This is a genomic window from Fuscovulum ytuae, from assembly GCF_029953595.1.
Classification (GTDB): Bacteria; Pseudomonadota; Alphaproteobacteria; order Rhodobacterales; family Rhodobacteraceae; genus Paragemmobacter; species Paragemmobacter ytuae.
On sequence record NZ_CP124535.1, the window covers coordinates 3,588,281 to 3,614,974 of the forward strand.

The 26,694-nt window shown below is 60.3% G+C and carries 24 protein-coding genes; 20 read left to right on the forward strand and 4 right to left on the reverse strand.

Features of this window, described 5'->3' with window-relative positions; translation table 11 throughout:
* Positions 1-43: 43 nt before the first annotated feature.
* The 10 genes from QF092_RS17265 (at position 44) to QF092_RS17310 (ending at position 11,276) form a co-directional block, all read left to right on the forward strand.
* On the forward strand, positions 44-1,825 hold the full coding sequence (locus tag QF092_RS17265; RefSeq protein ID WP_420026479.1) for a type I secretion system permease/ATPase: 1,782 nt from the start codon (positions 44-46) through the stop codon (positions 1,823-1,825).
* A 100-nt stretch (positions 1,826-1,925) separates the two neighbouring features.
* The gene (locus QF092_RS17270; protein ID WP_281465874.1) at positions 1,926-2,999 is read left to right on the forward strand and encodes a hypothetical protein; all 1,074 of its coding nucleotides are present in this window, start codon (positions 1,926-1,928) and stop codon (positions 2,997-2,999) included.
* Positions 3,000-3,111: 112 nt separating this feature from the next.
* Positions 3,112-4,431 (forward strand): HlyD family type I secretion periplasmic adaptor subunit, encoded by a 1,320-nt coding sequence (locus QF092_RS17275; RefSeq protein ID WP_281470082.1) that lies wholly within the window; start codon positions 3,112-3,114, stop codon positions 4,429-4,431.
* A gap of 95 nt (positions 4,432-4,526) precedes the next feature.
* A complete protein-coding gene (locus QF092_RS17280; RefSeq protein ID WP_281465876.1) occupies positions 4,527-5,399 on the forward strand; it encodes an NAD(P)-dependent oxidoreductase in 873 nt (290 codons plus the stop codon).
* Between the two features lie 39 nt (positions 5,400-5,438).
* Entirely contained in the window at positions 5,439-6,401 is a 963-nt protein-coding gene (locus QF092_RS17285; protein WP_281465878.1) for a 2-hydroxyacid dehydrogenase, read from the forward strand.
* 122 nt (positions 6,402-6,523) lie between these two features.
* Positions 6,524-7,660: a TRAP transporter substrate-binding protein gene (locus QF092_RS17290; RefSeq protein ID WP_281465880.1), complete on the forward strand. Its 1,137-nt coding sequence runs from the start codon at positions 6,524-6,526 to the stop codon at positions 7,658-7,660.
* A 64-nt stretch (positions 7,661-7,724) separates the two neighbouring features.
* Entirely contained in the window at positions 7,725-8,309 is a 585-nt protein-coding gene (locus QF092_RS17295) for a TRAP transporter small permease subunit (RefSeq protein ID WP_281465882.1), read from the forward strand.
* Between the two features lie 40 nt (positions 8,310-8,349).
* Positions 8,350-9,771 carry a TRAP transporter large permease gene (locus QF092_RS17300; protein ID WP_281465884.1) on the forward strand — a complete coding sequence of 474 codons (1,422 nt, stop codon included), beginning with the start codon at positions 8,350-8,352 and terminating at the stop codon, positions 9,769-9,771.
* Positions 9,758-11,116, forward strand: a complete 1,359-nt coding sequence (locus QF092_RS17305) for an amidase (RefSeq protein ID WP_281465886.1) — start codon at positions 9,758-9,760, stop codon at positions 11,114-11,116. Before QF092_RS17300 ends, QF092_RS17305 begins: the two co-directional genes overlap by 14 nt.
* 4 nt (positions 11,117-11,120) lie before the next feature.
* The gene (locus QF092_RS17310; RefSeq protein ID WP_281465888.1) at positions 11,121-11,276 is read left to right on the forward strand and encodes a hypothetical protein; all 156 of its coding nucleotides are present in this window, start codon (positions 11,121-11,123) and stop codon (positions 11,274-11,276) included.
* A 133-nt stretch (positions 11,277-11,409) separates the two neighbouring features.
* Here the strand turns inward: QF092_RS17310 and QF092_RS17315 are convergent, their stop codons facing one another.
* The 4 genes from QF092_RS17315 to QF092_RS17330 form a co-directional block, all read right to left on the reverse strand.
* Positions 11,410-12,978 carry a GMC family oxidoreductase gene (locus tag QF092_RS17315; RefSeq protein WP_281465890.1) on the reverse strand — a complete coding sequence of 523 codons (1,569 nt, stop codon included), beginning with the start codon at positions 12,976-12,978 and terminating at the stop codon, positions 11,410-11,412.
* Between the two features lie 13 nt (positions 12,979-12,991).
* On the reverse strand, positions 12,992-13,516 hold the full coding sequence (locus tag QF092_RS17320) for a Twin-arginine translocation pathway signal (RefSeq protein ID WP_281465892.1): 525 nt from the start codon (positions 13,514-13,516) through the stop codon (positions 12,992-12,994).
* 70 nt (positions 13,517-13,586) lie between these two features.
* Positions 13,587-13,982, reverse strand: coding sequence for a VOC family protein (locus QF092_RS17325; RefSeq protein WP_281465894.1), 396 nt, complete (start codon positions 13,980-13,982; stop codon positions 13,587-13,589).
* Between the two features lie 97 nt (positions 13,983-14,079).
* Positions 14,080-14,376, reverse strand: a complete 297-nt coding sequence (locus QF092_RS17330) for a ribbon-helix-helix domain-containing protein (protein WP_281465896.1) — start codon at positions 14,374-14,376, stop codon at positions 14,080-14,082.
* A 418-nt stretch (positions 14,377-14,794) separates the two neighbouring features.
* On the opposite strand from QF092_RS17330, the gene QF092_RS17335 reads away from it, so the two are divergent.
* The 10 genes from QF092_RS17335 to QF092_RS17380 all read left to right on the forward strand — a co-directional run bounded on the left by QF092_RS17335 (position 14,795) and on the right by QF092_RS17380 (position 26,645).
* Positions 14,795-15,874 carry a glycosyltransferase family 2 protein gene (locus QF092_RS17335; RefSeq protein WP_281465898.1) on the forward strand — a complete coding sequence of 360 codons (1,080 nt, stop codon included), beginning with the start codon at positions 14,795-14,797 and terminating at the stop codon, positions 15,872-15,874.
* On the forward strand, positions 15,874-16,656 hold the full coding sequence (gene rfbF, locus QF092_RS17340; RefSeq protein ID WP_281465900.1) for a glucose-1-phosphate cytidylyltransferase: 783 nt from the start codon (positions 15,874-15,876) through the stop codon (positions 16,654-16,656). The genes QF092_RS17335 and rfbF overlap by 1 nt, the downstream gene beginning before the upstream one ends.
* Positions 16,650-17,732, forward strand: a complete 1,083-nt coding sequence (gene rfbG, locus QF092_RS17345) for a CDP-glucose 4,6-dehydratase (protein WP_281465901.1) — start codon at positions 16,650-16,652, stop codon at positions 17,730-17,732. Before rfbF ends, rfbG begins: the two co-directional genes overlap by 7 nt.
* The gene (locus QF092_RS17350) at positions 17,720-18,178 is read left to right on the forward strand and encodes a dTDP-4-dehydrorhamnose 3,5-epimerase family protein (protein ID WP_281465903.1); all 459 of its coding nucleotides are present in this window, start codon (positions 17,720-17,722) and stop codon (positions 18,176-18,178) included. The genes rfbG and QF092_RS17350 overlap by 13 nt, the downstream gene beginning before the upstream one ends.
* Entirely contained in the window at positions 18,175-19,119 is a 945-nt protein-coding gene (locus tag QF092_RS17355; protein WP_281465905.1) for an NAD-dependent epimerase/dehydratase family protein, read from the forward strand. The genes QF092_RS17350 and QF092_RS17355 overlap by 4 nt, the downstream gene beginning before the upstream one ends.
* Before the next feature lie 397 nt (positions 19,120-19,516).
* A complete protein-coding gene (gene hsdR, locus QF092_RS17360) occupies positions 19,517-21,970 on the forward strand; it encodes an EcoAI/FtnUII family type I restriction enzme subunit R (protein ID WP_281465907.1) in 2,454 nt (817 codons plus the stop codon).
* On the forward strand, positions 21,970-22,689 hold the full coding sequence (locus QF092_RS17365; protein WP_281465909.1) for a hypothetical protein: 720 nt from the start codon (positions 21,970-21,972) through the stop codon (positions 22,687-22,689). The genes hsdR and QF092_RS17365 overlap by 1 nt, the downstream gene beginning before the upstream one ends.
* 11 nt (positions 22,690-22,700) lie before the next feature.
* Positions 22,701-24,146 carry a type I restriction-modification system subunit M gene (locus QF092_RS17370; protein ID WP_281465910.1) on the forward strand — a complete coding sequence of 482 codons (1,446 nt, stop codon included), beginning with the start codon at positions 22,701-22,703 and terminating at the stop codon, positions 24,144-24,146.
* Positions 24,143-25,870 carry a restriction endonuclease subunit S gene (locus QF092_RS17375; RefSeq protein WP_281465912.1) on the forward strand — a complete coding sequence of 576 codons (1,728 nt, stop codon included), beginning with the start codon at positions 24,143-24,145 and terminating at the stop codon, positions 25,868-25,870. Before QF092_RS17370 ends, QF092_RS17375 begins: the two co-directional genes overlap by 4 nt.
* Positions 25,871-25,892: 22 nt before the next feature.
* Positions 25,893-26,645 (forward strand): hypothetical protein, encoded by a 753-nt coding sequence (locus QF092_RS17380; RefSeq protein ID WP_281465914.1) that lies wholly within the window; start codon positions 25,893-25,895, stop codon positions 26,643-26,645.
* Positions 26,646-26,694: the final 49 nt, after the last annotated feature.

Here is a 26,694-nt window from a genome sequence, read left to right on the forward strand (position 1 = left end):
CCCGTTTCCCTGTTTTTCCTGAGAGGCAATTATGGCGCATCCGATGTCGAGTGCAGATCCTTTGGCTTTGCGGAAGGCGCGTTCGTTGTTGAACGCGGACTTGGCGCGGTATGGTTGGGCGTTGTTTGGGATTTCTGGTTTGATCAGCGTTTTGGCGCTGACGGGTTCGTTTTACATGTTGCAGGTATATGACCGGGCGTTGACGTCTGGCTCGGTACAGACGCTGGCGTTTTTGTCGATTTTGGCTTTGGCCTTGTACATGGTTCAGGGCGGTTTTGACACGATCCGGAGCCAGGTTTTGGTGCGGATTGGGGCGCGTCTGGACCAGCGTCTTGCGCCTTTGTCGCACAAGGTTGCGATTGACATGCCGCGCTATGGGTTTTCGACGACGGAGGCGCTGGAGCGGGGCCGGACGGTGGACACGCTGCGGAACTTTTTGGGCTCGCAGGCGCCTGCTGCGATTTTTGATCTGCCCTTTGTGCCTGTGTTTTTGGTGTTTGTGTATCTGCTGCACCCTGTTCTGGGGGCAGTGACGCTGGGTGGCGCGGTTGTGCTGGCGCTTTTGACGATGCTGGCAGAGTTCAAGTCGCGGGATTTGGCCAAATCGGCGCAGCGTGCGCTGGTGGTGCGCAATACGATCTCGGAATCCAACACGCGCAACTCGGAAAGCCTGATCGCGATGGGGGCGACGGGGCGTGCGGTGGAACGCTTTGCGGCGGCCAACCGTCAGCATCTGGACCTTCAGACGCGGGCCTCGGACATCACCGGGACGATGGGGGCGATGTCGCGAGTGCTGCGGATGCTCTTGCAATCGGGGCTCTTGGGTCTTGGGGCGTTCTTCACGATCCAGGGCGAGCTGTCGGCGGGGGCGATCATCGCGGTGTCGGTGGCCTCGGGTCGGGCGCTGGCGCCGATCGATCAGGTGATTGCGAACTGGAAGGGGATTGTGTCGGCGCGGCACGCTTGGACGCAACTGCGCGACACGTTGGTGGCGCTGTCGGCGGAGAAGACGCCGGTGATGCTGCCCTCGCCGACGCAATCCTTGCGGGTTGAGAACCTGACGGTGGCCTCGCCTGCGAATGGCCGGGTGCTGTTGTCGGAGGTGAGCTTTGAATTGCAGGCGGGTCAGGCGCTGGCGATCGTGGGCCCGTCGGGCGGGGGCAAGTCGACGCTGTTGCGGGCGCTTGCGGGTGTCTGGCCGGTGCTGCGCGGGTCGATCCGCTATGATGACGTGGACCTTGCGCAATGGGACCCGTCGCGGATGGGCGAGATCATCGGCTTTTTGCCGCAGGAAGTGGGTCTCTTCAACGGGACGGTGCGCGAGAACATCAGCCGCTTTGACACGAACAAGGACACGGATGCGGTCTACAAGGCGGCGGTGGCGGCGAATGTGCACAAGATGATCGCGGGCCTGCCCGAGGGCTATGACACCGAGGTGGGGGCGCTGGGGACCGCGCTTTCCGCCGGGCAGCGCCAGCGGATCGGACTTGCGCGCGCGCTTTATCAGGACCCGTTCGTGGTGCTGCTGGATGAACCCAATGCCTCGCTTGATGCGGTGGGGGAGCGGGCGCTGAACGATACGATCAAGGCGATCCGGGCGCGTGGCGGCATCGCGGTGATCGTGGCGCATCGTCCGAGCGTGCTGGCGGCGGTGGATATGGTGGCGGCGGTGCATGCCGGTCGTCTGGCGGCCTTTGGCACGAAGGAAGAGGTTTTGGGCAACCGCGACGGCAAGGTGGTGGCGCCCACCACGGTGGCGGGCAGCGATCAGATCAACCTCGGCCCGGCCGAGCGCGAGTTGCAGGCTGCGGCGAATGCGAACTGAGGCGGCAGGCTGAGGTGGGGCCGCGGCCCCGAGTGACGGATGGGGCGCAACACGCCCAGCCAGAACAGACAGCAGGAACGGACAAAGGAAGGAGGCGGAGATGGAAATCAAGACCAAGCACCGCAAATCGGCCGAGGCGAACAAGCCGAAGGGGCGCGCCCTCTTCACCTTGGCCGAACGGAAGGAAGCCCCCTTTGCGGCGATGTTCGCGGCGCTGACCTTGACGCTTGCGGCCTATGTGAAGACGGCCTTTGGCGGCACCGCCCAGCCCAGCGACCCGACCGACCAGCCCGTCGACCGTCAGGCTGCCGAACAGGTGTCGGCCCCACGCCATCCGGGGATGGAGGAGGCTGCGCCGCCGGTGGAATTTGCGGAGCTGGACGAGGGTCAGCCGCTGATCACCGGCTCGCTGCCCGGTGAGGATGGCGATATGGGCCGCATCGGCCGCGGGCCCGGACAGCTGGATCTGTCGCGCTTCTTCCCCGATGCCGACCCGACGATGGACATGCCCGACCTCTATCTGGCCGACCGGCCCGAGATCGCCACGGCGGCGCTGCCCTCGATGTTTGGCACCAGCGGCAGCCTGCCGCTGATCCCCGGTGCCCCCGGCGGTGGTGCGGGGGGCGGCACGGGGGGCAGCACGGGGGGCGGCGCGCCCGGCAATACCGCTGGCACGGGCACGGGCGGCAATGGCCCTGGCGGGAATGGCCCCGGCGGGAATGGCACGGGCACGGGCGAGGACGATGCCACGGGCATCGTGGGCATCAGCTTCCAGGACCTCTTTGCCCAGCTGGCCTCTGTGGTGCGGCCCTTCCATGCCACCACGGTGCGCGACATCTCGAACCTCGCCATCGGCGATTGGGTCAGCCAGCACGAGCTTTACAAGCTGCGCGGCGGCGAGACGCGGCCCGATCTCGACACCGCCTATCTGGCCCGCGAAGAGCGCACCTATGACCTCGTCTCCAACCCGGAGTCGAAGGCCGCCTTCATCGAGGAATACTTCCCCAGCCTCGATACCCCGGGCAACAGCACGATGCCCGAGGCAAGCCTTGCCGAAGGCCCGGTGACCACCGCCTTCCTGACCGCCAATGGCATGGCAGGCGACATGAGCAATGACACGGGCCTCCAGCCCGACCCGCTTTTGGCGACCGATAGCGTGACGGGCCTCTTGTGATGGCGGCCCATCTGTCAGGCCCCGCGCGGGCCTGACGGACCCCGAACCCTCCTCCTCCCCCCCCTCCTCGGGGACCTGCCTGCAGGCCCCCGCCAAGCACCGAGTGACGAAGATGATGTCGATGGCCTCCAACCTGCCCTATCCGCCCGATCCGACCGCCGCCTTCTCGTTGCGCGGCCGCCTGATCGCCGCTGCAACGCTGACCGCCTTCCTCGTCGGGGGCATCGGCTTCTGGGCCGCGACCGCGCGTCTGGATGCCGCCGTGATCGGCTCGGGCTCCGTCCTTGTGAAGAGCGATGTCCAAAGCGTGCAGCATGTCGATGGCGGCACGCTGAACCAGATCCTCGTCGCCGCCGGGGACGAGGTCACGGCAGGCCAGCCCGTCCTCATCCTCGACACCTTCGAGCTGGAAACCCGCATCGGCATGCTCTCATCCCAATTGATGGAGGCCGAGGCCCGCGCCGCCCGCCTTGCCGCCGAACGCGACGGCAGCGAGATGGTGCTGCCCACGAGCTTTGACGCCGCCAATCCCGAGGCCGTCCGCATCCTTGAGGGCGAGCGCCGCCTGATGGAGGAAAACCGCCTCAACCGCGAGGTCCAGCTGACCGCCCTTGATCTGCAGGCCGATCAACTGCGCTTTGACACCGAAGGCCAGACCGCGCGCCGCCAATCGGTGGCCGAGGAACTGGCCCTTGTCGAGGCAACCTATGCCCGCTTCGACAAGCTGCAAAAGGCAGGCTCCGTCGAAAAAAGCCGCCTCGACGAGATCCTGCGCGACCTCACCCGCATGCGCGGCGAAATGGGCGAGATCAACGCCAACCTCGCCCGCAACGAAACCCGCCAGACCGAGATCACCCTCGAACGCGACCGCCTCATGGCCACCGCAAAGGCCGATGCCCATCGCGAGTTGCGCAGCCTCGAACCCCAGATCACCGACCTGCGCCAGCAACTGACCGCCGCCCGCGAGAAAAAGGACCGCGCCGTCCTGCGCGCCCCCGCCACAGGCACCGTCAATGAGGTCAATGTCTCAACCCTCGGCGAGGTCATCCCGCCCGGCAAGACACTCGTCACCGTCGTGCCCAGCGAAACCGACCTCATCATCGAATTCCGCATCTCAACCACAGATATCGACGCCATCGAACCCGGCCAAAAAGCACGCCTGCGCTTCCCAACCTTCAACCAGCGCATCACGCCCGAAATCGACGGCATCGTCGAAACCATCGCCGCCGCAGCCGTCATCGACCCCCAAACAGGCCTCAACTATTACAAAGCACGCGCCAAAGCGACCGGAAACCTCGATGACCTCGGTTCCAGAGGCCTCGTCCCAGGAATGCCCGTCGAAGTCTATATCCCAACTCAAGAACGCGTCGTCCTCTCATACCTCATGCAACCCGTCCTCGACCAAATGAACCGCGCTATGCGCGAGGAATAACGGGAAGGGCGGTTCGCCATGCCATCGCGGGTTGACGCGGTCGGTCCCGCAGTTACCTACGGTCCCTGAGAAAAAACCGGACGGGAGGGTCTTTCATGGCGAAGTTGGCGTTTCTGGGATTGGGGGTCATGGGTTTTCCGATGGCCGGACACCTGATGGCCAAGGGGCATGAAGTCACGGTTTACAACCGCTCGCCCGCAAAGGCAGAGGCGTGGGTTACCAAACATGGCGGCACGTCAGCGGCCACCCCAAAGGCTGCGGCTGAAGGAAAGGATGTCGTGCTGGCCTGTGTGGGCAATGATGATGACCTGCGCAGCGTCTGCATCGGCCCGGATGGGGCCTTTGCTGGGATGGCGTCGGGGACCTTGTTTGTGGATCACACCACAGTGTCGGCAGCCGTCACGCGTGAGCTTGCGCATGCAGCCGCAGGGATGGGCATCGGTTTTGTCGATGCGCCCGTTTCGGGCGGCCAGGCCGGGGCGGAAAACGGTGTTCTTTCGGTCATGTGCGGGGGAAGTGAGGCGGATTATGCCCGGGCAGAGCCTGTGATCGCGGCCTATTCCCGCATCTGCCGGCGTATCGGCGAGAGCGGGGCAGGTCAACTTGCCAAGATGTGCAATCAGATCGCCATTGCGGGGCTGGTGCAGGGGCTTTCAGAGGCGCTGCATTTCGCTGAAAAGGCAGGGCTGGATGGCGAGGCTGTGGTGGAAGTCATCAGCCAGGGTGCTGCCGGAAGCTGGCAAATGGCGAACCGCCACAAGACGATGCTTGCCGGGCATTTCGAACATGGTTTCGCGGTGGACTGGATGCGCAAGGATCTGGGGATCTGCCTTTCCACTGCCGATGAAGTGAAGGCCAGTCTGCCTGTAACCGCGTTGGTCGATCAGTTCTACAAGGATGTGCAGAAGATGGGTGGCGGGCGCTGGGATACGTCCAGCCTTTTTGCCCGTCTGCGCAAGCTGGGCTGAGGGCGCGCGTTGGTTGCGCCGCGCAACAAAGAGGGGCCTATGGTACGACCGAAATTGTTGATCACTCGCAAGCTGCGCCCCGCGGTCGAGGGGCGTGCCGCGCGGGATTATGACGTGGTCCTGAACCCCGAAGATCGGGTTCTGTCAGACGCGGAATTGATCGCAGCCTGCCGTGCCGTCGATGCCGTGCTGCCCTGCCATTCCGAACGGTTCACAGCAGAGGTTCTGGACGCTATAGGCCCGGGCCTGCGGATCATCGCCAATCATTCGGTCGGAACGGATCATGTCGACTTGGAAGCCGCGCGGAAGTCAGGGGTTGTGGTGACGAACACGCCCGATGTCTTGTCTGAGGCCACGGCCGAGATCGCAATGCTTTGCATGCTGGGCGCAGCGCGGCGGGGTGCAGAGGGGGATGCGCTTGTACGGTCCGGGGCTTGGAATTTCTGGTCTCCCGCCTTCATGGTGGGTCGCCAAGTCAGCGGGAAACGGTTTGGGATCGTTGGCATGGGGCGCGTGGGGCAAGTGACGGCGGAACGTGCGAGGGGATTTGGCATGCAGGTGCATTATCACAACCGCCGCAGATTGCCCTCGCATCAGGAAAAGGGCGCGGTCTTCCATGACAGTCTGGAAAGCCTACTTGCGGTTTCGGATGTGCTAAGTCTGCATTGCCCCGCCACGCCAGAGAATGCGGGCCTGCTGAATGCACGGACGCTCGCCCTTTTGCCGGAGCGTGCCATTGTGGTGAACACGGCCCGCGGAGCGTTGATTGACGAAGGGGCACTAATCTCGGCCTTGTCCTCAGGGCGGCTGTTCGCGGCGGGTCTAGATGTGTTCCAGACAGAGCCCGGTGGGAACCCCGACCTGTCACGGTTGCCGAATGTGTTCCTTCTGCCGCATATCGGTTCTGCGACGGAGGAAACGCGAGATGCTATGGGATTCAGGGCCTTGGACAATCTGGATGCCTTTTTTGGTGGCCAAGAACCACAGGATCGAGTGGCCTGAGTGCAAAAAACTTCGCCGAAAAGTGGTTATGTTTTTTGACCACTATTGAACTTGGAATTCACTGTTCTATGTTCGTGCAGGATGGTGCCCGCCACGAGGTGCCACCAATCTGGGAGGATCATATGACCGATATCGACAAGGCGCGGCTTTCGCGCCGTTCTTTCCTGCGCAAAGGGGCACTTGGTGGCTCGGCCGCTGCGGCGACCGCTCTGGCGGCTCCGGCGGTGCTGGCGCAGGCGCCCATCGTGATGAAGATGCAGACGTCTTGGCCGGCGTCGGACATCTGGATGGATTTCGCGCGCGAATACACGGCGCGGGTTGAGGCGATGTCGGGCGGGCGACTGACCGTTGACCTGCTGCCTGCCGGTGCCGTCGTCGGTGCCTTCCAGGTGATGGACGGCGTCAATGATGGCGTCATCGATGCCGCGCATACGGTGCCCGTCTATTGGTATGGCAAGTCGAAGGCTGCGTCCTTCTTCGGGACAGGCCCCGTCTTCGGCGGTTCCGCAACCACCATGTTGGCGTGGTTCTATCAGGGCGGCGGCGCGGAACTGTATCGCGAGCTGACTCAGGATATCCTTGGTCTGAACGTCTATGGCTTCATGGGCATGCCGATGCCGGCGCAGCCCTTCGGCTGGTTCAAGACCGAAGTGAACAGCGTGGCTGACCTTCAGGGCTTCAAGTATCGCACCGTGGGCCTTGCTGCCGACCTTCTGCAAGCGATGGGGATGTCTGTCGCGCAGCTGCCGGGCGGCGAGATCGTCCCCGCGATGGAACGCGGCGTCATCGACGCATTCGAGTTCAACAATCCCTCCTCGGACCGCCGTTTTGGCGCGCAGGATGTGGCCAAGAACTACTACCTGTCGTCCTACCACCAGGCGTCGGAATCGTTTGAATTCCTGTTCAACAAGGACTTCATGGACGATCTGCCGGAAGACCTGCAGGCGATCCTGAAGCACGCTGTCGAAGCTTCGGCCACGTCGAACCTTGCGCTGGCGATGCGTGAATATTCCAAGGACCTGGCGGAATTGCAGACCGATGCCGGCGTGACCGTGCACCGGACGCCGAAAGAGATCCTCGCCGGTCAGTTGGCGGCTTGGGATACTCTCATCGCCGATCTGGAATCTGATCCCTTCAACAAGAAGGTGATGGATAGCCAGCGCGCGTGGACCGAGAAGGTCGCCTACTACGAACTGATGAACGCGCCCGATCTGGGGCTTGCCTACGACCACCACTTCCCCGGCAAGCTGAAGCTCTGATCTGCTTGGGGGCGCCGCAAGGCGCCCCCTCCCTGTTCTGCCGTTCTGATCGGAGTTCCCGAGAATGAGGAAATACATTCGCTTTGCCGATGCCCTGTCTGAGTGGTTCGGCAAAGCTTTTGGTTGGCTTATCATCCTGATGACAGTCGGGATGACCTATGAAGTTGGCTCGCGCTACCTCTTCAATCATCCAACGCCTTGGGCGCTGGATGTAAGCTTCATCATGTATGGAACGCTGTTCATGATGGGCGGCGCCTACACGCTTTCGCGGGGCGGACATGTTCGCGGCGACTTTCTGTATCGGCTCTGGTCCCACCGGACGCAGGCGAAGGTGGACCTTGCGCTTTACATCCTTTTCTTCCTGCCCGGCGTGACGGCTCTGATCTTCTCGGGTTGGAAATATGCCAGTCGGTCGTGGTCTTACGCTGAGGTTTCGGTGAACAGCCCGGCAGGCATCCCGATCTATCAGTTCAAGACAGTCATCGTGGCCGCAGGCATCCTGTTGATGGTGCAAGGCATTGCGCAGATCTTCCGGTGCATCATCTGCATCCGCGAAGGTCAGTGGCCGCCGCTTGCCTCGGATGTCGAGGAAACCGAAACACTACTCATGAAGCAGGCGAACGCCCAAAAGGCGTCTGATCCGGCCTGAAGGCCGTCCCTGTTCTACGCAAACCCCCGGAGCGCCCATCGTGACCGACCCACAGATCGCCTTGGCCATGCTTGGCATTTTCATGCTTTGCGTCTTCCTTGGCTTCCCCATTGCCTTCACCTTGATGGCCATCGGGATCGCCTTTGGATACTACGCCTATTTCGACGCAAGCCGTATGTGGCGCGCATTCGACCGACTTGGGGAGGATGCGAGCTGGTTCGAATCCACAAGGCTTTGGATAGAGGGGTTCTATAACAACAGGATCTTTGACCTCTTCATCAACCAGACCTACACGGTCATCTCGAATGAGGTTCTGACGGCGATTCCGCTGTTCCTGTTCATGGGCTATGTCGTCGAGCGCGCCAATATCGTGGACAAGTTGTTCGGGACGCTGGCCGTTGCAACGCGGAATGTGCCGGGCTCGCTTGGTGTTGCGGCTCTGATCACCTGCGCGTTGTTTGCGACGGCGACGGGTATTGTGGGCGCGGTCGTGACGCTCATGGGTCTGCTGGCGTTGCCGCAGATGTTGAAGATGCGCTACAACCACAGCTTTGCGACCGGCATCATCTGCGCCGGCGGTACTCTGGGCATTCTGATCCCGCCGTCGATCATGCTGATTGTTTATGCAGCTTCGTCTGGCGTCTCTATCGTGCGCCTTTACGCAGCGGCGCTGCTCCCCGGTCTGGTTCTGGTGTCGCTGTATCTTGTCTATATCGTGACCCGCGCCATCCTCAACCCGAAGCTGGCACCGAAACCTACGCTGGAAGAGGTGCCGAAGGTCCCGCTTGGGCCTTTGCTGTGGATGCTGGCGACCAGTTTCCTTCCGCTTGCCGTTCTGATCCTGTCGGTGCTTGGCTCCATCCTCTTTGGCCTTGCTACGCCGACCGAGGCGGCATCGATCGGGGCGATGGGTGGACTTCTGCTCGCCATCGCTTATCGCGCCATGACCTTCGACAGGTTGCGGGAAAGCGTCTACCTGACGGTGCGCACAACGGCGATGGTCTGCTGGCTCTTCGTAGGATCCTATACCTTCTCGGCCGTGTTCAGCTATCTGGGTGGCGAGCATGTGATCGCGGAATTCGTGAAGGGTCTGGACCTGACGCCGATCCAGTTCTTGATCATCGCACAGTTGATCATCTTCCTTTTGGGTTGGCCGCTGGAATGGTCGGAGATCATCATCATCTTCGTGCCGATCTTCTTGCCGCTCTTGCCGCTGTTCGGAATTGATCCGCTGTTCTTCGGGGTGCTGGTTGCGCTGAACCTGCAAACGAGCTTCCTCACCCCACCTATGGCGATGAGTGCCTACTACCTGAAGGGGGTTGCCCCACCGCATATCAAACTGACCGAAATCTTCTCGGGCGTTCTGCCCTATTGCGGGATGGTCTTGATTGCGATGGTCATCATGTATGTCTATCCGCAGATCGTCTTTAGCCTGCCGGACGCTTTCTATGGCGCCCAGTGAGAAGGAAAAGGCCATCCTCGGCCTGACGGCGGTCGCCCTGCGCGACCGTCTTGCCGAAGGGTCGCTGCGAGCTGTCGACTTGGTGCGCGCCTGTCTGGCGCGCATCGAAGAGGCGGAACCGCAAGTCGGCGCTTGGGCATGGTTGGATGGCGACTATGCCCAAGCGCAGGCAGAGCGGTTGGATCAGTGGCGCCAATCGGGGCGTCCCTTGGGTCCTTTGCACGGCCTGCCGATCGGCCTGAAGGACATTATCGACACGAAGGGAATACCAACCGAAAACGGCACGCCCATAGATGCGGGGCGAGTGCCGAAGGCTGATGCCTGGATCGTGAGCCGGCTGCGTGCGGCGGGGGCGATCATCCTCGGCAAGACGGTGACCACGGAATGCGCGTTCATGCAGCCCGGAAAGACCCGCAACCCGCATGACCCGGCGCATACACCGGGGGGGTCGTCGCAAGGTTCGGCGGCGGCGGTCGGGGCGGGCATGGTTCCTTTGGCGATCGGCACGCAGACCGGGGGATCGGTGATCCGCCCGGCATCCTTTTGCGGCATCGTTGGGATGAAGCCCAGTTTCGGACTGATCCCGCGAACGGGCATCCTGCCGCAATCGCCCTTCCTTGACACGGTGGGGGTGTTCGCGCGCAGCGTGGAAGATTGCGCTCTATTGGCAGAGGTTTTGGCGGGACACGATCCGGCGGACCCGTCCACAGAGCTGGCTCCAACGCCGCGTATGCTGGAGGTGGCGCGGTCGCGCCCGCCCGTGCAGCCAGCCTTTGCCTTTGTTAAACCACCCGGTTGGGATGACGCGGACGCGCAAATGAAGGCGGCGCTTGAAGAACTGGTCGCGCTTTTGGGCGACGTTTGCGCCGAAGTACCCCTGCCAGGGTTTGAGGAAATTGCGTCCCTGCGCCAGAAGATCAACTTTGCCGAGATGGCGAAATGCTATTACCCGCTGGAGCGGCGGGGGCGCGATCTTATGTCGGATCGGCTGAAGGCAGCCATCGATGAGGGCAAGTCGGTGCTGGCGCGCGACTATATCGCCGCGCTGGATTGGCGCGATGTGATGAACGGGGCGCTGAAGGCGGTATTTACCCGTTTTGACGTGATCCTGTGCCCTGCTGCTCCCGGCCCTGCGCCGAAAGGTTTGGATGATACGGGAAGCGCAATCTTCAACGGGTTGTGGACATTGGCCGGGGTTCCGGCTGTGACGCTGCCCCTTTTCACGTCGGAAAGCGGCCTTCCGATCGGTGTGCAGCTTGTTGGCCCGCGCGGCGATGACGCGCGGCTGTTGCGCACGGCACGGTGGTTGGCTGATCATCTAGAAACCCTTGACCTGCAAAGGTGATGTCATGAACAGGTTGATGGCCATCGCGGCCTTTATCGTCCTTGTCGCGTTCCTGTCGATCCTCTTGATCCATGTGCCGCGGCTTGACCTTGCGGCAGTGATCGGCGTGACCGTTCTGCTTGCCGGATGGGATGTGTATACGGGGTTTCGCCGCCGCTGATCCGCCGTTCGGCGATTGGAGTTTCGGGTGACTCGGTGCAATCTTGCGCGAAGCCCGACGGCGGTAGGAATGCTTTGGATGCGGTGAGGGCGGCCTTTTTGGGGCCGCCCTCAATCATTCTTGTAGGTTATGGTCAGATGTTCCCGGCACTCATTTCGCGGGCGATGTGATCGGCCTGACGGATGGCAAGCGCGACGATCGTCAGCGTGGGGTTCTCTGCCGCACCTGTCGTGAATTGCGAACCGTCCGAGACAAAGAGGTTCGGGATGTCGTGGGTCTGGCCCCATTTGTTCACGACGCCATCCTCGGGCTTTTCCGACATGCGGTTGGTGCCGAGGTTGTGGGTCGAGGGATAGGGCGGCGTCGGGAAGGCGCGGGTGGCACCGACCGCCTCATAGATCGCCACGCCTTGCTTGTAGGCATGGTTGCGCATGGCGATGTCATTGGGGTGATCATCGAAATGCACGTTGGCGACCTTGAGCCCATACTGGTCCGTCGCGTCGGACAGGGTGACGCGGTTTGTGGCCTGCGGCATGTCCTCGCCCACAATCCACATGCCGGCCATGTTCTCGTAATGGTCGAGGGCGGTGGTGAAGCCTCGCCCCCATGCGCCGGGGTTGAGGAAGGCCGCCATGAAGGGCAGGCCAAGCGAGAGGGTTTCAAGCTCATACCCGCCGACAAAGCCGCGTGACGGATCGTGGCGTGCCTCGTCCTGAACGATGCCTGCCATGGTGGTTCCGCGCCACATGCGCACCGGCTTGTCAAAGACGGCATAGACCGACCCGGTCGTGTGGCGCATGTAGTTGCGGCCCACTTGATCGGATGAGTTGGCAAGACCGTTGGGGAACATCGAAGAGGCCGAGTTCAAAAGAAGACGAGGCGATTCAAAGCTGTTGCCCGCGACGGCAACGATGCGCGCCGCTTGGAATTGCAGATTGCCGTCCTTGTCGAAATATTCGACCCCGGTCACCTTGCCCGCATCATTGTGGAGGATGCGCGCCACATGGGCGCGTTCGCGGACTTCCAGATTGCCTGTCGCCTCTCCCGCAGGGATGTCGGTGTAGGCGGCGGACCACTTGGCACCCCATTTGCAGCCTTGGAAGCAGAACCCTGTCTGTTGGCAGGCCATGCGGCCGTCATAATCGGACGAGTTGATGGCCATGCGCCCAGTATGGACTTCCTTGTAGCCCAGTGCCTTGGCCCCCTTTTCGAAGACCTTGTAATTGTTGTTGCCCGGCAGTCCGGCGCGGTCGCCCGTACGGGTCACGCCCAGTTTGGTTTCTGCCTTTTCGTACCAGGGCGCCATTTCTGCGGCATCGATGGGCCAGTCGAGGAGGCTTGCCCCTTCGACCGCGCCATAGGTAGAAAGCGCTTTCCATTCATGATCTTGGAAGCGGATCGAAGCCCCGGCCCAGTGGGTTGTGGTGCCGCCGACGGCCTTGACGATCCAAGCAGGGAGTCCGCCGAAGTCCTTGGCCACGCGCCACGAGCCGCTGGTGGTTCGGGCATCAAGCCAAGCGAGTTGGGTGAAGCTTTCCCATTCGTCATTGATGTAATCTTCGGGGAGGTAGCGCCCCCCCGCTTCCAGCGCCACGACCTTGACGCCCTTCTGCGCCAGTTCGTTGGCCAGAACACCGCCGCCAGCGCCGGTGCCGATGATGACGACAACGGAGTCGTCGTTCAGGTCGAATTTCGCAACCATGGGTCCGCCCTCCTTACAGCCAGTTGATGTCGTCGAAGCCGCGCTCGATGTAGCCGCCGAGCGAGAAGCTTTCGCCCTCGTAGCCGAAGATCGGCCAGAGCTCCTTCTGGTTGTAAAGGCCGGTCACGAGGCCCGCGCGGACCGTCTGGAAGAAGGCCCCACCTTCGATGGACTTAAGGACGGCGACCCGGTCTTCCTCCCAACCGATCGACAGGTAATCGGCGTGACCCGCAGCCTGCGCAGCAGCGTTCAGTTCGCCAATACCCGCCTCAACCTTTTCGGCCATCTCGGCGCTGTCATAGCCCTTTACGGCGACGGCATAGAACTGATCGGCGACCTGATCGTGGGGATAGATGTCGCGTGCCATCTGGATCAGCGTCGCCATCGACTCGGGCTTGATTGCCGTGGTTTCCATCGCCCAAGCGGCATTGCCGGATGCAACGAACCCTGCGCCGACGACAAGGCTGGCCCCGGCCGCGACCGAGCGCGACAGAAGCTGGCGGCGCGTTAGGCCCCGGCTTTTGAGTGGTTTTGTCATTGTCTCCTCCCTGAGCATGACGTTTGGTGTGCGGGCGAGGGCGGCTCCTCCTGCCGCCTGCGTCCGGGTTTCAGAGATAGCGACCGGCCCGCTGGAGCACCTCGATCTGGTATCCGTCGGGGTCGGCGATGAAAAAGAAGCGGGCGATCACCGTGCCGCCGGGGGCAAAATCCACCAGCTTACGCGGAGCGAGACCCGCCTCCGTGAGGCGGGCATGTTCGGCATCGACATCAGCGACCGAGAAGGCGAGGTGGCCGTAGCCATCGCCAAGATTGTACGGTTCGGATCTGCCCTTATTGACGGTGAGTTCCAGTTCGAAGCCGGTCTCAGCGTTCGAAAGGTAGATCAGGGTGAAACTGTCGAAATCAAGCCGGTCTGCAACCTTGAGCCCGAAGGCAAGGTCATAGAACGCCACCGAGCGTGCTTCGTCGAGCACGCGGATCATGCTGTGTATGGCCTTCGCCACCGTGTTTCCTCCCTCAGGTCTGTCAGGACTGTCTTGAGGGGAAGTGTGGAATCGTTCCGGCGGTGGCGGGTAGTAGGTCTATACTACGCGGGTCTTTTTACTCTGCTGCGAGGGCATGGGCGCTGCGAGCTGCGGCGCGGGCGTCCATGTGGATGAGGCAAGCACAGCGCAGGAGCGATGTGAAATTCTCTGGCTCGCCCCGCTGCTCCAGGACCTCCGAATGGAGTTTCGACACGAAGGCAGGGGTTGTTGTCCCCTCGTTCGCGGCGATCTCATCCACGATTTCCCAGAAGGCGCGTTCCAGCCGGATGCTGGTGCTTTGCCCGTTTAGCCGCAGGCGTCGGGTTACGCTTTCATACCGTGCGGGGTCCTGCCCCGCGAAGACCTGACACATGGTTGTTCCTCCCTTTGTTGTCCCTCCGGCGATGGAAGATGGATAAGTAAAGCGGGAGTGGGGCTGACAAGGCAAGGCGGAGTTGATTAGCACTTAAGTCGTAGGCGGTGTGCTGCGTCCGTCTGCGATATGGCGAGGCCCCCCAATTGCGCGACGGAGAAGCGCCGGGCCATTGGTGCGCGAGTGCGCCTGAGCGAGTTTCTGGCCAGCGTTCAAGAGTGGCAATTTATCCTGCAAGAGGGGTGGGCCTGAAAGGCGTTAGTAGCCGTTGTGACCATGGCGCGTTGGATTGACCGCGCGCTTTGGCGCGTCTAATTTGCGATAGGTGTTTGGCGGGTATCTGTATGAAAACGGTGCGTTCTTCGAGGCATGAGGGTTGGCAGGCGGCGCAACGCGGCTTAACCTGCGGATATCGCCTATGACGGGAAAAAAGTCCCCCCCGGGCCCCGAAGGCGTTCTTCTCGTCGCGATCATGAAGAACGAGGCGCCTTATATCCTGGAATGGGTGTCGCATTATCTTGCCCTTGGCGTCGAAGATTTCCTTATCTTTTCCGCCGATTGCAATGACGGCACGGACCTGATGCTGGAACGGTTGGATCGTCTGGGGTATCTGCGCCATTCGCCCAATCCAAAGCGGATCTTGCACCAGATCCCGTCATGGCAGGTGGGTGCGCTGCGTTACGCAAGCACCTTCAACCGCTTTCAGGATGCAAAATGGGTGCTGACGGTCGATGCTGACGAATTCGTCGATGTCACCCCCGGCAAACATCGTCTGGCAGATCTGTTCGACGCCGCCGAACCCTTTGATCTGATGAGCTTTACGGTGCTTGGCCACAACTGCAACAATGTGCGGGGCATCGGCGATGGGAAGGTTCAGGGCGTTTTCACCCGGCCGATGACAGAATTTTCCGATTACAGCGATCCGGCAAAGAATACGCTCGCCTCGGTCAAGACGATCATGCGCAATCCGCAACCGGACGCAGCTTTCCGCAACCACCGCCCCCGGTTCAATGATTTTTCCTCTACCGGCCAAAGATGGGTGAATGGCAGCGGGCGGGTTCTGCCGCCCGAATTCACCAATAACAAGGTGAATTCAATCCAAGCCACGGACAGCATGGCGATGGCGCGGGTGAACCACTATTCATTGCGGTCGATGGACAGTTTTCTGGTGAAGGTGAACCGCGGCGATCCTTTGCGCGGAAATGGTGCTTCGCTGGATAAGAAGACCATCTCTGTCGCGATGGATTATTGGCTGGGACGGAATGTCGGGCTGGATAATACGCCGATCCATCATCATGTTCCCGACGGTTATTCCGAGATCCTAGGCGATCTGTCCAAGGACCCAATCCTGTCGGAACTGCATGAACGCGCGCTGGATATCCATGCTCGGACCGTGCGGCAGGTTCTAGACAGCGAAGGCGGTCAGCGTCTGGCCGAGGCGATGGGGTATTTCAATGCGTCCGGCACGGCGTCTGGACCGATCAAGGGTGTGGCATAGTGAAGGTGGTTATTCTATGCGGCGGCTACGGCACCCGCATCCGTGGTGTTTCGGACGACGTGCCCAAACCGATGGTGGAAATCGGCGGCAAGCCGATCCTGTGGCATATCATGAAATATTACGCCACGTTCGGGCATACGGATTTCATCTTATGCACCGGTTATAAGGGTTACGTGATCAAGGATTACTTCCTGAATTATGATAACCAATTCAGCAACATGTCCCTCACCTTAGGCGGCGGGCAAAGCCCCAAACTCGATTTCCTGCATGATGAGGCAGGGTGGAATGTCCGCATCGTCGATACTGGCTTTGATACCATGACTGGGGGGCGCATCGCGCGCATCCGGCCCTTCGTCGAAGGGGAAGAGGCCTTTTTTCTGACTTACGGCGATGGGCTAAGCGATGTGAACCTTGATGACTTGCAGGCCTATCATGCCGCGCATGGCCGCGCCCTTACTGTGACAGGCGTGCGTCCTCCTGGCCGCTTTGGCGAGATTGTGGCGTCCGATACCGGGCGGGTCGAAGGTTTCAACGAAAAGCCACAGACCAGCGGGGGGCGCATTTCGGGCGGGTTCTTTGTCGCCTCGCAAGCGATGTTCGATTATTTGTCGGGCGATGATGCGGAGGTGTTCGAGGAAAAGCCGATCAACAGCCTTGTGGCTGATGGCGAGGTGCAGATGTTCGCGCATGACGGCTTTTGGCAGTGCATGGATACCTATCGGGATTGGAAACTGATGCAGTCGCTGATTGAAACGGGCCGTGCGCAGTGGAAGCGATGGTAAGTCCGATCGCGCAGTCCTTTGCCGGAAAGCGGGTTCTGGTCACGGGCGATACCGGTTTCAAGGGGGCGTGGCTGGCCTTTTGGCTGCACCGTATGGGGGCCGAGGTCCACGGCCTTGCCCTGCCTGAAACGGGGCCAGAGACGTTGTTTGCGCGGTTAGACCTGCGCAGGATCATTTCGCATCAGGACGGCGATATTCGTGAGTCCGCGACCGTGGACCGCGTCTTTGATGAGGTCCGGCCCGAGGTGGTCTTGCACCTCGCTGCACAGGCCTTGGTTCGGCAAAGCTATCGTGATCCGGTGGAAAGCTTTTCGACCAATGTGATGGGGTCGATCCATGTCTGGGAGGCGGCGCGCCGCCATGCGGAAACGGTACGTGCCCTGATCAATGTGTCGTCCGACAAGTGCTATCAGAACAATGAATGGGTCTTTGCCTATCGCGAAACCGATAGGCTGGGTGGGCATGACCCCTATAGCGCCTCAAAGGCCGCAGTAGAGGTGGCCTTTGAGGCGTGGTCCAAGTCGTTTTTGCAGGCGATCCCGACGCTTGGCTTTGCGTCGGTTCGTGCGGGGAATGTGATCGGCGGCGGGGATTTTTCCGAAGATCGTATCGTGCCGGACATTATCCGCGCATTGTCGGCAGATGCGCCCGTGGTGATGCGCAATCCGCGTTCAACCCGCCCCTGGCAACATGTTCTTGAACCGCTGAGCGGGTATCTTACGCTGGCGGCGCGGTTCCTTGCCGATCCGGTGACGGATCGGGGCGTGTGGAATTTCAGCCCCGACATCGCGTCGAACCAACCGGTGGAGGCCTTCGTCCAATCGGCCATCCGTGCTTGGGGCAGTGGTCGGGCCGAAGCGCGGCCAGACCCAACGGCACCGCATGAGGCGGGGCTTTTGTCTTTGAATTCCGACAAGGCTTTCAAGCAGTTGGGGTGGCGTGCGGTCTGGGATTTCGACACGAGTGTCCGCCGAACGATGGATTGGTATGCCCATGTCTTGGGTGGGGGCGATGTGGCCGCGATCACGGCGGCGCAGATTGAGGATTACGAAAGGCAACGCGAATGGCGCCCATGATTGAAGGCGTGCGGATCGAACCGCGCAGGCAGATCGTCGATGAACGCGGCAAGATCATGCATATGCTGAAATCCACTGATGATGTGTTCCAGCAATTTGGAGAAATCTATTTCTCCGTCGTCAATCCGGGCGTGGTGAAGGCGTGGCACATCCACAAGAAGATGGTCTTGAATTACGCCGTTCCCTTTGGGGCGATCAAATTCGTGCTTTACGATGACCGCGAGGGTAGCCCGACGCGGGGCGTGTTGCAGGAAGTGTTTCTAGGCCCCGACAGCTATAGCCTTGTGACTGTGCCGCCGATGGTGTGGAACGGATTCAAAGGGATCAGCACCACCCCGGCCATTGTGGCGAATTGCGCGTCCATCCCGCATGACCCGGATGAGATCATGCGCTGCGATCCGTTCGACAACCATATCGGCTATGATTGGGCGCTAAAGCATCAATGACGCGCGTCCTTGTCACTGGTGGGACCGGATATGTGGGCGCGCGCCTCGCCGCCGGTCTGGCCTGCCGCGCGGGGACAGAGGTGGTGGTCACGACCCGTAACACCCCGGCATGCTTGGATTATTTGCCCGATGCACGGGTGGTGCAGGTGGATTATGCCGATCCCACCACTTTGCGACCCGCAATGGAAGGAGTGGACTGCGTCTTCCACTTGGCCGCAGCGAATGAGATCGTCTGCGGGCAAAACCATCAGCGCGCTGTGCGGGACAATGTACTCGATGCGCTGAATGTGCTGGATGCCGCTGTGGAGGCGGGGGTGGGGCGGTTCGTCAACTTTTCGACCGCCCATGTCTATGGTGTGCTGGACGGGAGGATCACTGAGAACAGCCCCACGAACCCGATCCATCCCTACGCCATCACACATCTGGCCTTTGAACATTTCCTGCGCCTGCGGGACAGCCGGGGCGAGATTGAGGGTGTGAACATCCGCCTGAGCAATGCGGTCGGCGCACCACAGCACGCTGCGGTGGATCGCTGGACGCTGGTTGCCAATGATCTGTGCCGGATGGCGGTGACGTTGGGCGCGTTGCGGTTGAAATCGGATGGCACGCAAGGCCGTGATTTTGTTGCGCTTTCCGATGTGGTGCGCATTGCCATTGCGCTGGCCGAGGTGCCCCGGGATCGGCTTGGCGATGGGACTGTGAACCTGGGCAGCGGCCAGACGACGACGGTGGGTGATCTGGCGCGGATGGTGCAGGCGGCGTTTCGTGCGCGGACGGGGCGTGAGATTGCGATCCATCTCGGGCCAACCGCTGCCGCGACAGGCGCATCGCTGGAGTTTGCGGTTGATCGCCTGCAAGCGCTGGGCCTTGGTCCCAAGACTCCGCTGGAGGATGAGGTGGAAGCGCTGCTCTCTGCCTGTTTCCGTTTTTTCGCAGATTGACGAGCGGCGAGCGGCGCGGCCGTGGACACAGAGCCCGGTCTGATCTGGCCACGCCAAGCGCGACAACAGTCGAGATGCGCCTTGCCTGAGGCAGCAGTTTCGATCAATCAAATCAAGGGGATGGATGGTGCTGCAAGAGAGGATTGAATTCTGCGTATTGTTAATAAAAACAATGGGTTAAAGCGTGTTTTGTTACGATGTGACGACCTACTTTTTGTTACATCGACCGGCGATGGATAGACGCAAACTAAAGACGTGTGCGGTGTTTAACTTAAGGCGCCCGATCAAGTCCAACCGTGAAGAGTGACCATCAGAACCGTAACTTATCGTCTTCCTGATCATCTGGTCGGATGTTAGGCTCTCTCGCAGGGTATTGTTGTGGTCGACATAGGTGCACATGGACGAGAGGTCCCATTCAGAACGAGACATTTGCACGAAGGCAATCACTCCGGCGATCGTGGCGGCAGGGTGGGATATTCAGTCCCAGGTTAGCGAAGAGGTCAGCTTCACCAAGGGCCGGATCATTGTTCGCGGCAAGCTCGTCAGTCGCGGCAAGGGCAAACGGGCGGACTACATCCTATCAGCAAAGCCCAACTTACGTCTTGCAGTCATAGAGGCCAAGGACCCGTCTCATTCTGTCGGTGACGGGATACAGCAGGCGTTGGAGTATGCAGAAACGCTGAATTTACCTTTCGCTTTTTCTTCGAACGGAAGTGGCTTCATCTTTCATGATCGAACGGGCCAGACCGCGCCGCGCGAGCGTTTCATAACGTTGGACCAGTTTCCGACGCCGGCGGAACTCTGGCAGCGCTATTGCTTATGGCGAGGTCTGCGCAGTGAGGCACAGGCTGTTGCAGGGCAGGACTATCATGACGATGGCAGCGGGAAGGTGCCTCGTTATTACCAAATCAACGCAGTGAATGCCGCAGTTGAGGCTATCGCAAAGGGCCAAGATCGTATCCTTCTGGTGATGGCGACCGGCACTGGAAAGACCTACACGGCATTCCAGATCATCTGGCGGTTTCGACAGGCTTATCCCGGAAAGCGAGTTCTCTTCCTCGCGGATCGAAACGTTCTGATCGATCAGACAATGGTCAACGATTTCCGGCCTTTCACTGGCTTGATGGCCAAGCTCTCGACGCAGGCGAAGACTATTGAACGTGCCGACGGAACCGAGGTGGACATACCCCTCGGTCTCGACCGAAAGCGGAGGATCGACCCGTCCTATGAGATCTACCTTGGCCTCTATCAGGCGATCACTGGGCCCGAAGAAAAGCAAAAGATCTATCGAGAGTTCTCGAAGGACTTTTTCGACCTGATCATCATCGATGAATGCCACCGGGGCAGCGCGGCTGATGACTCGGCATGGCGGGAAATTCTCGACCATTTCTCGGGTGCCGTGCAGGTTGGTATGACGGCGACACCAAAGGAGACGGAATACGCATCCAACATCGCCTATTTTGGCGAACCGGTTTTCAGCTATACCCTCAAGCAAGGCATTCGGGACGGCTTTCTTGCCCCCTATAAGGTGGTCAAGGTTCACATCGACCGGGACGTTCAGGGCTACCGGCCCGAGCAGGGAACGGTTGATCGCGACGGGAACGCAGTCGAGGACCGCATCTACAACAATAAGGATTTCGACCGAAATCTGGTCATCGATGATCGAACAAAGCTAGTCGCTAAGAAAGTCACCGAGTTCCTGAAGGAGAGCGGTGACCGAATGGCGAAGACGATCGTGTTCTGCGTTGATCAGGAGCACGCGGCGAGGATGCGGCTGGCTCTGGTGAACGAGAATGCCGATCTCGTTGAAAAGAACCCCCGCTACGTCATGCGCATAACCGGGAACGACAAGGAGGGGCTCGATCAGCTGGGGAACTTCATCGATCCCGAGGTCTCACATCCGGTCATCGTGACGACGTCCCGGCTTCTTTCGACAGGTGTGGATGCGCAGACCTGCCGTCTGATCGTTCTCGATCGCGAGGTGGGTTCCATGACCGAATTCAAACAGATTGTCGGGCGCGGGACGCGTGTTCACGAAGACAGTCAGAAGTTCTATTTCACCTTGATGGATTTTCGTGGCGCGTCGAACCACTTTGCAGACCCGGACTTCGACGGTGAACCCGTGCAGGTCTACACACCGTCAGGTTCTGATCCGATCGTTCCCCCGGAAGAAGAGCCGCAGAATGGTGGCGACGAAGGAGCCGGCTCTGAAACAGGTGGCGATGAGACCATTCTGGTAAATCCTATCGATCCGATGTTCGGGTCCAGCGGCGGTGAACCGCAGCGCAAGATCTACGTCGATGGCGTCAGCGTCGCCATCATTGCAGAGCGTGTCGAATACCTCGACGAAGACGGCAAGCTGATCACCGAATCTCTGCGGGACTATACGAAGAAACGGGTCCGTCGGCAGTTTGCAAGCCTTGACGACTTCCTGAAGCGTTGGAAATCGGAGGCGAAGAAAAAGGCCGTTCTTGCGGAGCTAGAGGCCGAAGGCTTGCCGATCGAACAGGTCGCAGAAGAGCTTGGGAAGGATCTAGATCCGTTCGATCTGATCTGCCATGTCGTCTTCGACGCAAAGCCCCTGACGCGGAAAGAACGCGCAGATGGGGTGAAGAAGCGGGACGTATTCACGAAGTATGGACCAACCGCGCGTGCGGTGCTGGAAGCGCTTCTCGACAAATATGCCAATGATGGCCTGCTAGACTTTGACGACCCGAAGATCCTGAAAATAAACCCATTCGCCCATATGGGAACTGACATTGAGTTGATGCGCGCCTTCGGCAAGAAGCAGGACTACCTCAAGGCCATGCAAGACTTACAGGCTGCAATTTATGAAGAAGGTGTTGCTTGATGCGCAGAAAACCCTCGGAAAGAACACTTCGCATCACAATGAAGTTTATCGATGGCCATTGGGAGATGAGATCGGGCGGGCAGGTGCCTGTTCGGAACGGGACGACCGCCGAAATGATCGTGCCTCAGAAAGCAATAGCTGACAAACGCTTCATCGAGTCGATGCGACAGCCCGACCTACTTCAAATCCTACCGGAAGCGAGCACCCTTTACGCCTATGTAGTCATAAAAAAGGAAAATCAGCCAAGCGACGCTTTGATGTCGAAGCTTATTCGTTGGCCACAGGTGCGAGAGCGCGTCGCACTTAAGTTTCTAGATAACTGGAGCACCGGTGAACTGTGCTTATTTCCGGTGAAGCTGGGCCCGCAAAATTCCAAAACACCGATGAGAAACAGTCCGCAAGCAGGAGGGTTGTGGCTACGCATCCGCGGACGAGATGCTTCTGGCCTTGTTTCTTCTCAGATATGCTTGCCGGAAGAAGTGACAACACGGAAAGTCTATAGCCTGAATACTGCCTTTACACGTCTTTCCGAGACATACGAACCGTGGAGGGACTCCCATACGGGCAACGTTTACGAGCGCTTCTTGTATGAAGAAACTGATGAGAAGCTCTACCCCCTAGATCTCTTTCGAGATCAAGCTTTGGCACAACAAGAACAAAAGATTGCATACGCTCTCTGGAAGAACTTTCTGGTCAAAACGGCGCCTACGACAAAGTAAGAAGAGAAAAAATGTCCGTCCGCACCCTCGTCAAATCCATCCAGGACATCATGCGCAAGGACACCGGCGTCGACGGAGATGCGCAGCGTGTGAGCCAGTTATGCTGGATGTTCTTCCTCAAGATCATGGATGATCAGGACGAAGCGCTAGAGTTCACCCGCGACGCTTACACCTCACCGATCCCCGATCATCTTCAGTGGCGTAATTGGGCGGCGGACCCGGAAGGGATCACGGGCGAGGCGCTGCTGAACTTTGTGAACGATGAGCTCTTCCCCGGTCTGAAACGCCTCCCCGGCAGCACGCCGCGGGCAAGGGTCATCCGCGATGTGTTCGAGGATGCCTACAACTACATGAAGTCCGGCCAGCTGCTGCGGCAGATCGTGAACAAGATCAACGAGGTGGACTTCAACAACCTCACCGAACGCCAGCACTTCGGCGACATCTATGAACAGCTTCTGAACGACCTGCAGAACGCCGGAAACGCGGGCGAATACTACACACCCCGCGCCGTCACTGCCTTCATGGTGCAGCAGATTGACCCCAAACCGGGCGAGATCCTGATGGACCCGGCCTGCGGGACCGGCGGCTTTCTGACCTGCGCAATGCGCCATATGCGCGACCGCTACATCAAACGGCCGGACCAAGAGGACGCGATGCAGGCCGCCCTGCGCGCGGTGGAGAAGAAACCGCTGCCCCACATGCTCTGCGTTACGAACATGCTGCTGAACGGGGTGGAAGAGCCGCACTTCGTCCGCCACGACAACACGCTCGCCCGTCCTCTGATCAGCTGGACCAAGGATGAACGGGTCGACATCATCCTCACCAACCCGCCGTTTGGCGGTAAGGAAGAGGATGGGATCGAGAACAACTTCCCGACCTTCCGCACGCGCGAGACGGCTGACCTCTTCCTCGCCCTGATCATCCGCCTGCTGAAACCCGGCGGCCGCGCCGCAGTGGTGCTGCCCGACGGATCGCTGTTTGGCGAAGGCATCAAGACCCGGCTCAAGGAACACCTGATGGAGGAGTGCAATCTCCACACCATCGTCCGCCTGCCGAACTCGGTCTTCAAACCCTACGCTTCCATCGGCACGAACCTGCTGTTCTTCGAAAAGGGCGGCCCGACGACCGAGACGTGGTTCTGGGAACATCGCGTGCCAGAGGGGCAGAAAGCCTATTCCATGACCAAGCCAATCCGGCTGGAGCATCTGGCCGACTGCGCCGCATGGTGGGGCGGGGCCGGGCGTGACGGGCGGGTCGAAGGCCCGCAGGCTTGGCGTGTCACGGCGGATGAGGTGAAGGCGCGGGGCTACAACCTCGACTTCAAGAACCCCCACGCCGTGGAGGAAGATCTGGGCGATCCCGAACACCTGCTCGCCGCGCTGGAGGGGGCCGAGGCAGAGGTGGCGGCGATCCGCGATCAGCTGAAGGCGATCCTGACCGAGGCGCTGGCGCGATGAAGGACACTCCCTTCACCGAGGCGCGGCTTCTGTCACTTTATGACCGCGTGGCCGAGGCAGAGGATGCCATCCCCCGCTTGCGCCGCTTCGTGCTGGATCTGGCGGTGCGCGGGAAGCTGGTTCGGCAGGACGCTGGGGATGAGCCTGCGTCGGTGCTGTTGGAGCGGATCGAGACGGAGAAGGCGCTGCTAGTTAAGGCGCGAGCCATCAAGAAGACGGAACTTCCAGACATCACGAAGGGTGACGAACCCTACAAGATTCCGAGGAATTGGTCATGGACGCGATTGGGCACAATTGGTGACTGGGGTGCTGGATCAACACCTCCTCGTGGGAACCCCGATCTATTTGGGGGCGGGATTACATGGCTTAAATCCGGTGAACTGAACGACAACACCGAGCTTGTCGGCTCAGAAGAGACCGTATCGGAGTATGCGGTCACGACGGGATCGTTCCGGCTGAACAAACCCGGCGATGTTCTGATTGCGATGTATGGAGCCACTATAGGCAAGCTTGCAATTCTCGCAGAGAACGCGGTGACCAACCAAGCAGTGTGCGGATGCACTCCGTTCAAGGGCGTCCACAACCGCTTCTTGTATTTGTTCCTCCTGTCTTATCGGGCGAACTTTCACGCTGCGAGCGAGGGGGGAGCGCAGCCCAATATCTCGAAGGTCAAGATCGTCAACACGCCCCTTCCCCTCCCCCCACTCGCCGAGCAACACCGCATCGTGGCGAAGGTAGAGGAACTGATGGCCCTGCTCGACCGGCTGGAGGCCGCGCGGGCGGCGCGGGAAGAGGCACGCACCCGCCTGACCGCCGCCACCCTCTCGCGCCTGACCGAGGCCGACAGCGACACCCCCACCGCCGCCCGCTTCGCCCTGCAAACCCTCCCCGCCCTGACCACCCGCCCCGACCAGATCAAAACCCTCCGCCAAACCATCCTGAACCTCGCCGTGCGCGGGAAGCTGGTGGTGCAGGATGCCGGGGATGAGCCTGCGTCGGTGCTGGTGGAGCGGATCGGAGATATTCGTAAGGGGCGTGTCGCGGCGGGCGAGTTGAAGAAACCGAAGGAAACCTCGCCGATCGCCCCAACCGACTGCCTATTCTCAATACCCACACCATGGGCGTGGGCGATGGCAGATACCTTATGGGATTTTGAGAACGGAGATAGAAGCGCAAACTACCCGTCTCGTGACCAATTGGTCGAGACGGGAATCCCATTCATTAATGCGGGACACCTCGACGGCGGTCGCGTCAGCTTAGTGGGCATGAATTTCATTACTGTAGAGAAGTTCAAGTCCTTGGCTGGCGGCAAGCTTCGACAGGGCGACCAACTTTATTGCCTTCGCGGTTCTCTCGGCAAGCATGCAGTTTTCGACTATCAAACCGACGCGGCAATTGCTTCGTCATTGGTCATTTTGCGACCAGTCTTACGGGCATGCGTTCCTTATCTTGCTTGCTTCTTGGACAGCGACGCCGCGCAAGTTCAACTTCGCCGCTTCGATAACGGTTCAGCGCAACCGAATTTGTCATCCGCTAATCTACGCCGCTTCATCGTGCCTCTCCCCCCCCTCGCCGAACAACAGCGCATCGTCGCCAAAGTCGACGAACTTATGTCCCTCTGCGACCGCCTCGAACGCGCCCTACAAGACGCCACCACCACCCGCGCCCGCCTCCTCGACGCCACCCTCCGCGAGGCGCTGGCAGGCGCGCAGGAGGCGGCATGATGACCGAGTTATGGACCACCGAATGAACGACAATACGAAACCGGCCTTCTCTGTCTTTGATTGGCGCTCTCAGGTTGGTGCACTTGCAGAGCAACGCGTCCTGCACGTCGCGCCAGATGTCCTGGATTCTGGGATTGGTGACTGGTTCGCCGAAACCTACATGAGGCCATGGGTCGGTGAAGTCGCGAGCAGCGACCGGCCAGACCGTTTCCGGACGTTGATGCGTGCCACGCTGTATCTTTGCGCGTCTGAAAAGCCGCTTCTGTGGCCGGACGCCCGCCCACACGGCCTCCCTTCCGCGCCACCCGAAAACCCGCTCTACCGTCGCTGTGTCCGTGTTCTCTCGATGGTCCACGAACTGCACAAGGCGGGCTACCAGCGCATCAGGATTCTTCCCATGCTTTCGCCGAGTGGCTGCTACTGGCGCGGCGTCATCACCTTTGCCGATAATGTGGCCCAAGACGGCTACAGGATCCTTCGCGAAGAAGAGGAAATGGTCGCCCGCTACACTTCGGGTCAGGACAACGAATACTTCGGCTGGAAGGACGCCTCGAACGCTTCCGCAAGGGATCTGGCGCGCCTTTTCTTGGAGCGTTTTCCCGATATCTGTCGCAAGGGTGAGGGGCTCGACTGGGCTTACGCAGGATGGCTCACCGATGTTCTCGGCCATGCGGAACTGGGGGAAGACAAAGGCGGCTTGATCCATCTTATCCAAGACTGGGAAAACGCACCAGAATACATGGCAAGGTGGACACCCCCGCCCCCGACACGCTGATGCAGCGGGCCGGAATTACCCCGAAAACTGAATTCTCGCAGACGACATA

Coding starts and splice junctions, on each gene's coding strand:
- QF092_RS17265 (WP_420026479.1), top strand. CDS start 44: ATGTCGAGTGCAGATCCTTTGGCTTTGCGGAAGGCGCGTTCGTTGTTG.
- QF092_RS17270 (WP_281465874.1), top strand. CDS start 1,926: ATGGAAATCAAGACCAAGCACCGCAAATCGGCCGAGGCGAACAAGCCG.
- QF092_RS17275 (WP_281470082.1), top strand. CDS start 3,112: ATGATGTCGATGGCCTCCAACCTGCCCTATCCGCCCGATCCGACCGCC.
- QF092_RS17280 (WP_281465876.1), top strand. CDS start 4,527: ATGGCGAAGTTGGCGTTTCTGGGATTGGGGGTCATGGGTTTTCCGATG.
- QF092_RS17285 (WP_281465878.1), top strand. CDS start 5,439: ATGGTACGACCGAAATTGTTGATCACTCGCAAGCTGCGCCCCGCGGTC.
- QF092_RS17290 (WP_281465880.1), top strand. CDS start 6,524: ATGACCGATATCGACAAGGCGCGGCTTTCGCGCCGTTCTTTCCTGCGC.
- QF092_RS17295 (WP_281465882.1), top strand. CDS start 7,725: ATGAGGAAATACATTCGCTTTGCCGATGCCCTGTCTGAGTGGTTCGGC.
- QF092_RS17305 (WP_281465886.1), top strand. CDS start 9,758: ATGGCGCCCAGTGAGAAGGAAAAGGCCATCCTCGGCCTGACGGCGGTC.
- QF092_RS17310 (WP_281465888.1), top strand. CDS start 11,121: ATGAACAGGTTGATGGCCATCGCGGCCTTTATCGTCCTTGTCGCGTTC.
- QF092_RS17315 (WP_281465890.1), bottom strand. CDS start 12,978: ATGGTTGCGAAATTCGACCTGAACGACGACTCCGTTGTCGTCATCATC.
- QF092_RS17320 (WP_281465892.1), bottom strand. CDS start 13,516: ATGACAAAACCACTCAAAAGCCGGGGCCTAACGCGCCGCCAGCTTCTG.
- QF092_RS17330 (WP_281465896.1), bottom strand. CDS start 14,376: ATGTGTCAGGTCTTCGCGGGGCAGGACCCCGCACGGTATGAAAGCGTA.
- QF092_RS17335 (WP_281465898.1), top strand. CDS start 14,795: ATGACGGGAAAAAAGTCCCCCCCGGGCCCCGAAGGCGTTCTTCTCGTC.
- rfbG (WP_281465901.1), top strand. CDS start 16,650: ATGGTAAGTCCGATCGCGCAGTCCTTTGCCGGAAAGCGGGTTCTGGTC.
- QF092_RS17350 (WP_281465903.1), top strand. CDS start 17,720: ATGGCGCCCATGATTGAAGGCGTGCGGATCGAACCGCGCAGGCAGATC.
- QF092_RS17355 (WP_281465905.1), top strand. CDS start 18,175: ATGACGCGCGTCCTTGTCACTGGTGGGACCGGATATGTGGGCGCGCGC.
- hsdR (WP_281465907.1), top strand. CDS start 19,517: ATGGACGAGAGGTCCCATTCAGAACGAGACATTTGCACGAAGGCAATC.
- QF092_RS17365 (WP_281465909.1), top strand. CDS start 21,970: ATGCGCAGAAAACCCTCGGAAAGAACACTTCGCATCACAATGAAGTTT.
- QF092_RS17370 (WP_281465910.1), top strand. CDS start 22,701: ATGTCCGTCCGCACCCTCGTCAAATCCATCCAGGACATCATGCGCAAG.
- QF092_RS17375 (WP_281465912.1), top strand. CDS start 24,143: ATGAAGGACACTCCCTTCACCGAGGCGCGGCTTCTGTCACTTTATGAC.
- QF092_RS17380 (WP_281465914.1), top strand. CDS start 25,893: ATGAACGACAATACGAAACCGGCCTTCTCTGTCTTTGATTGGCGCTCT.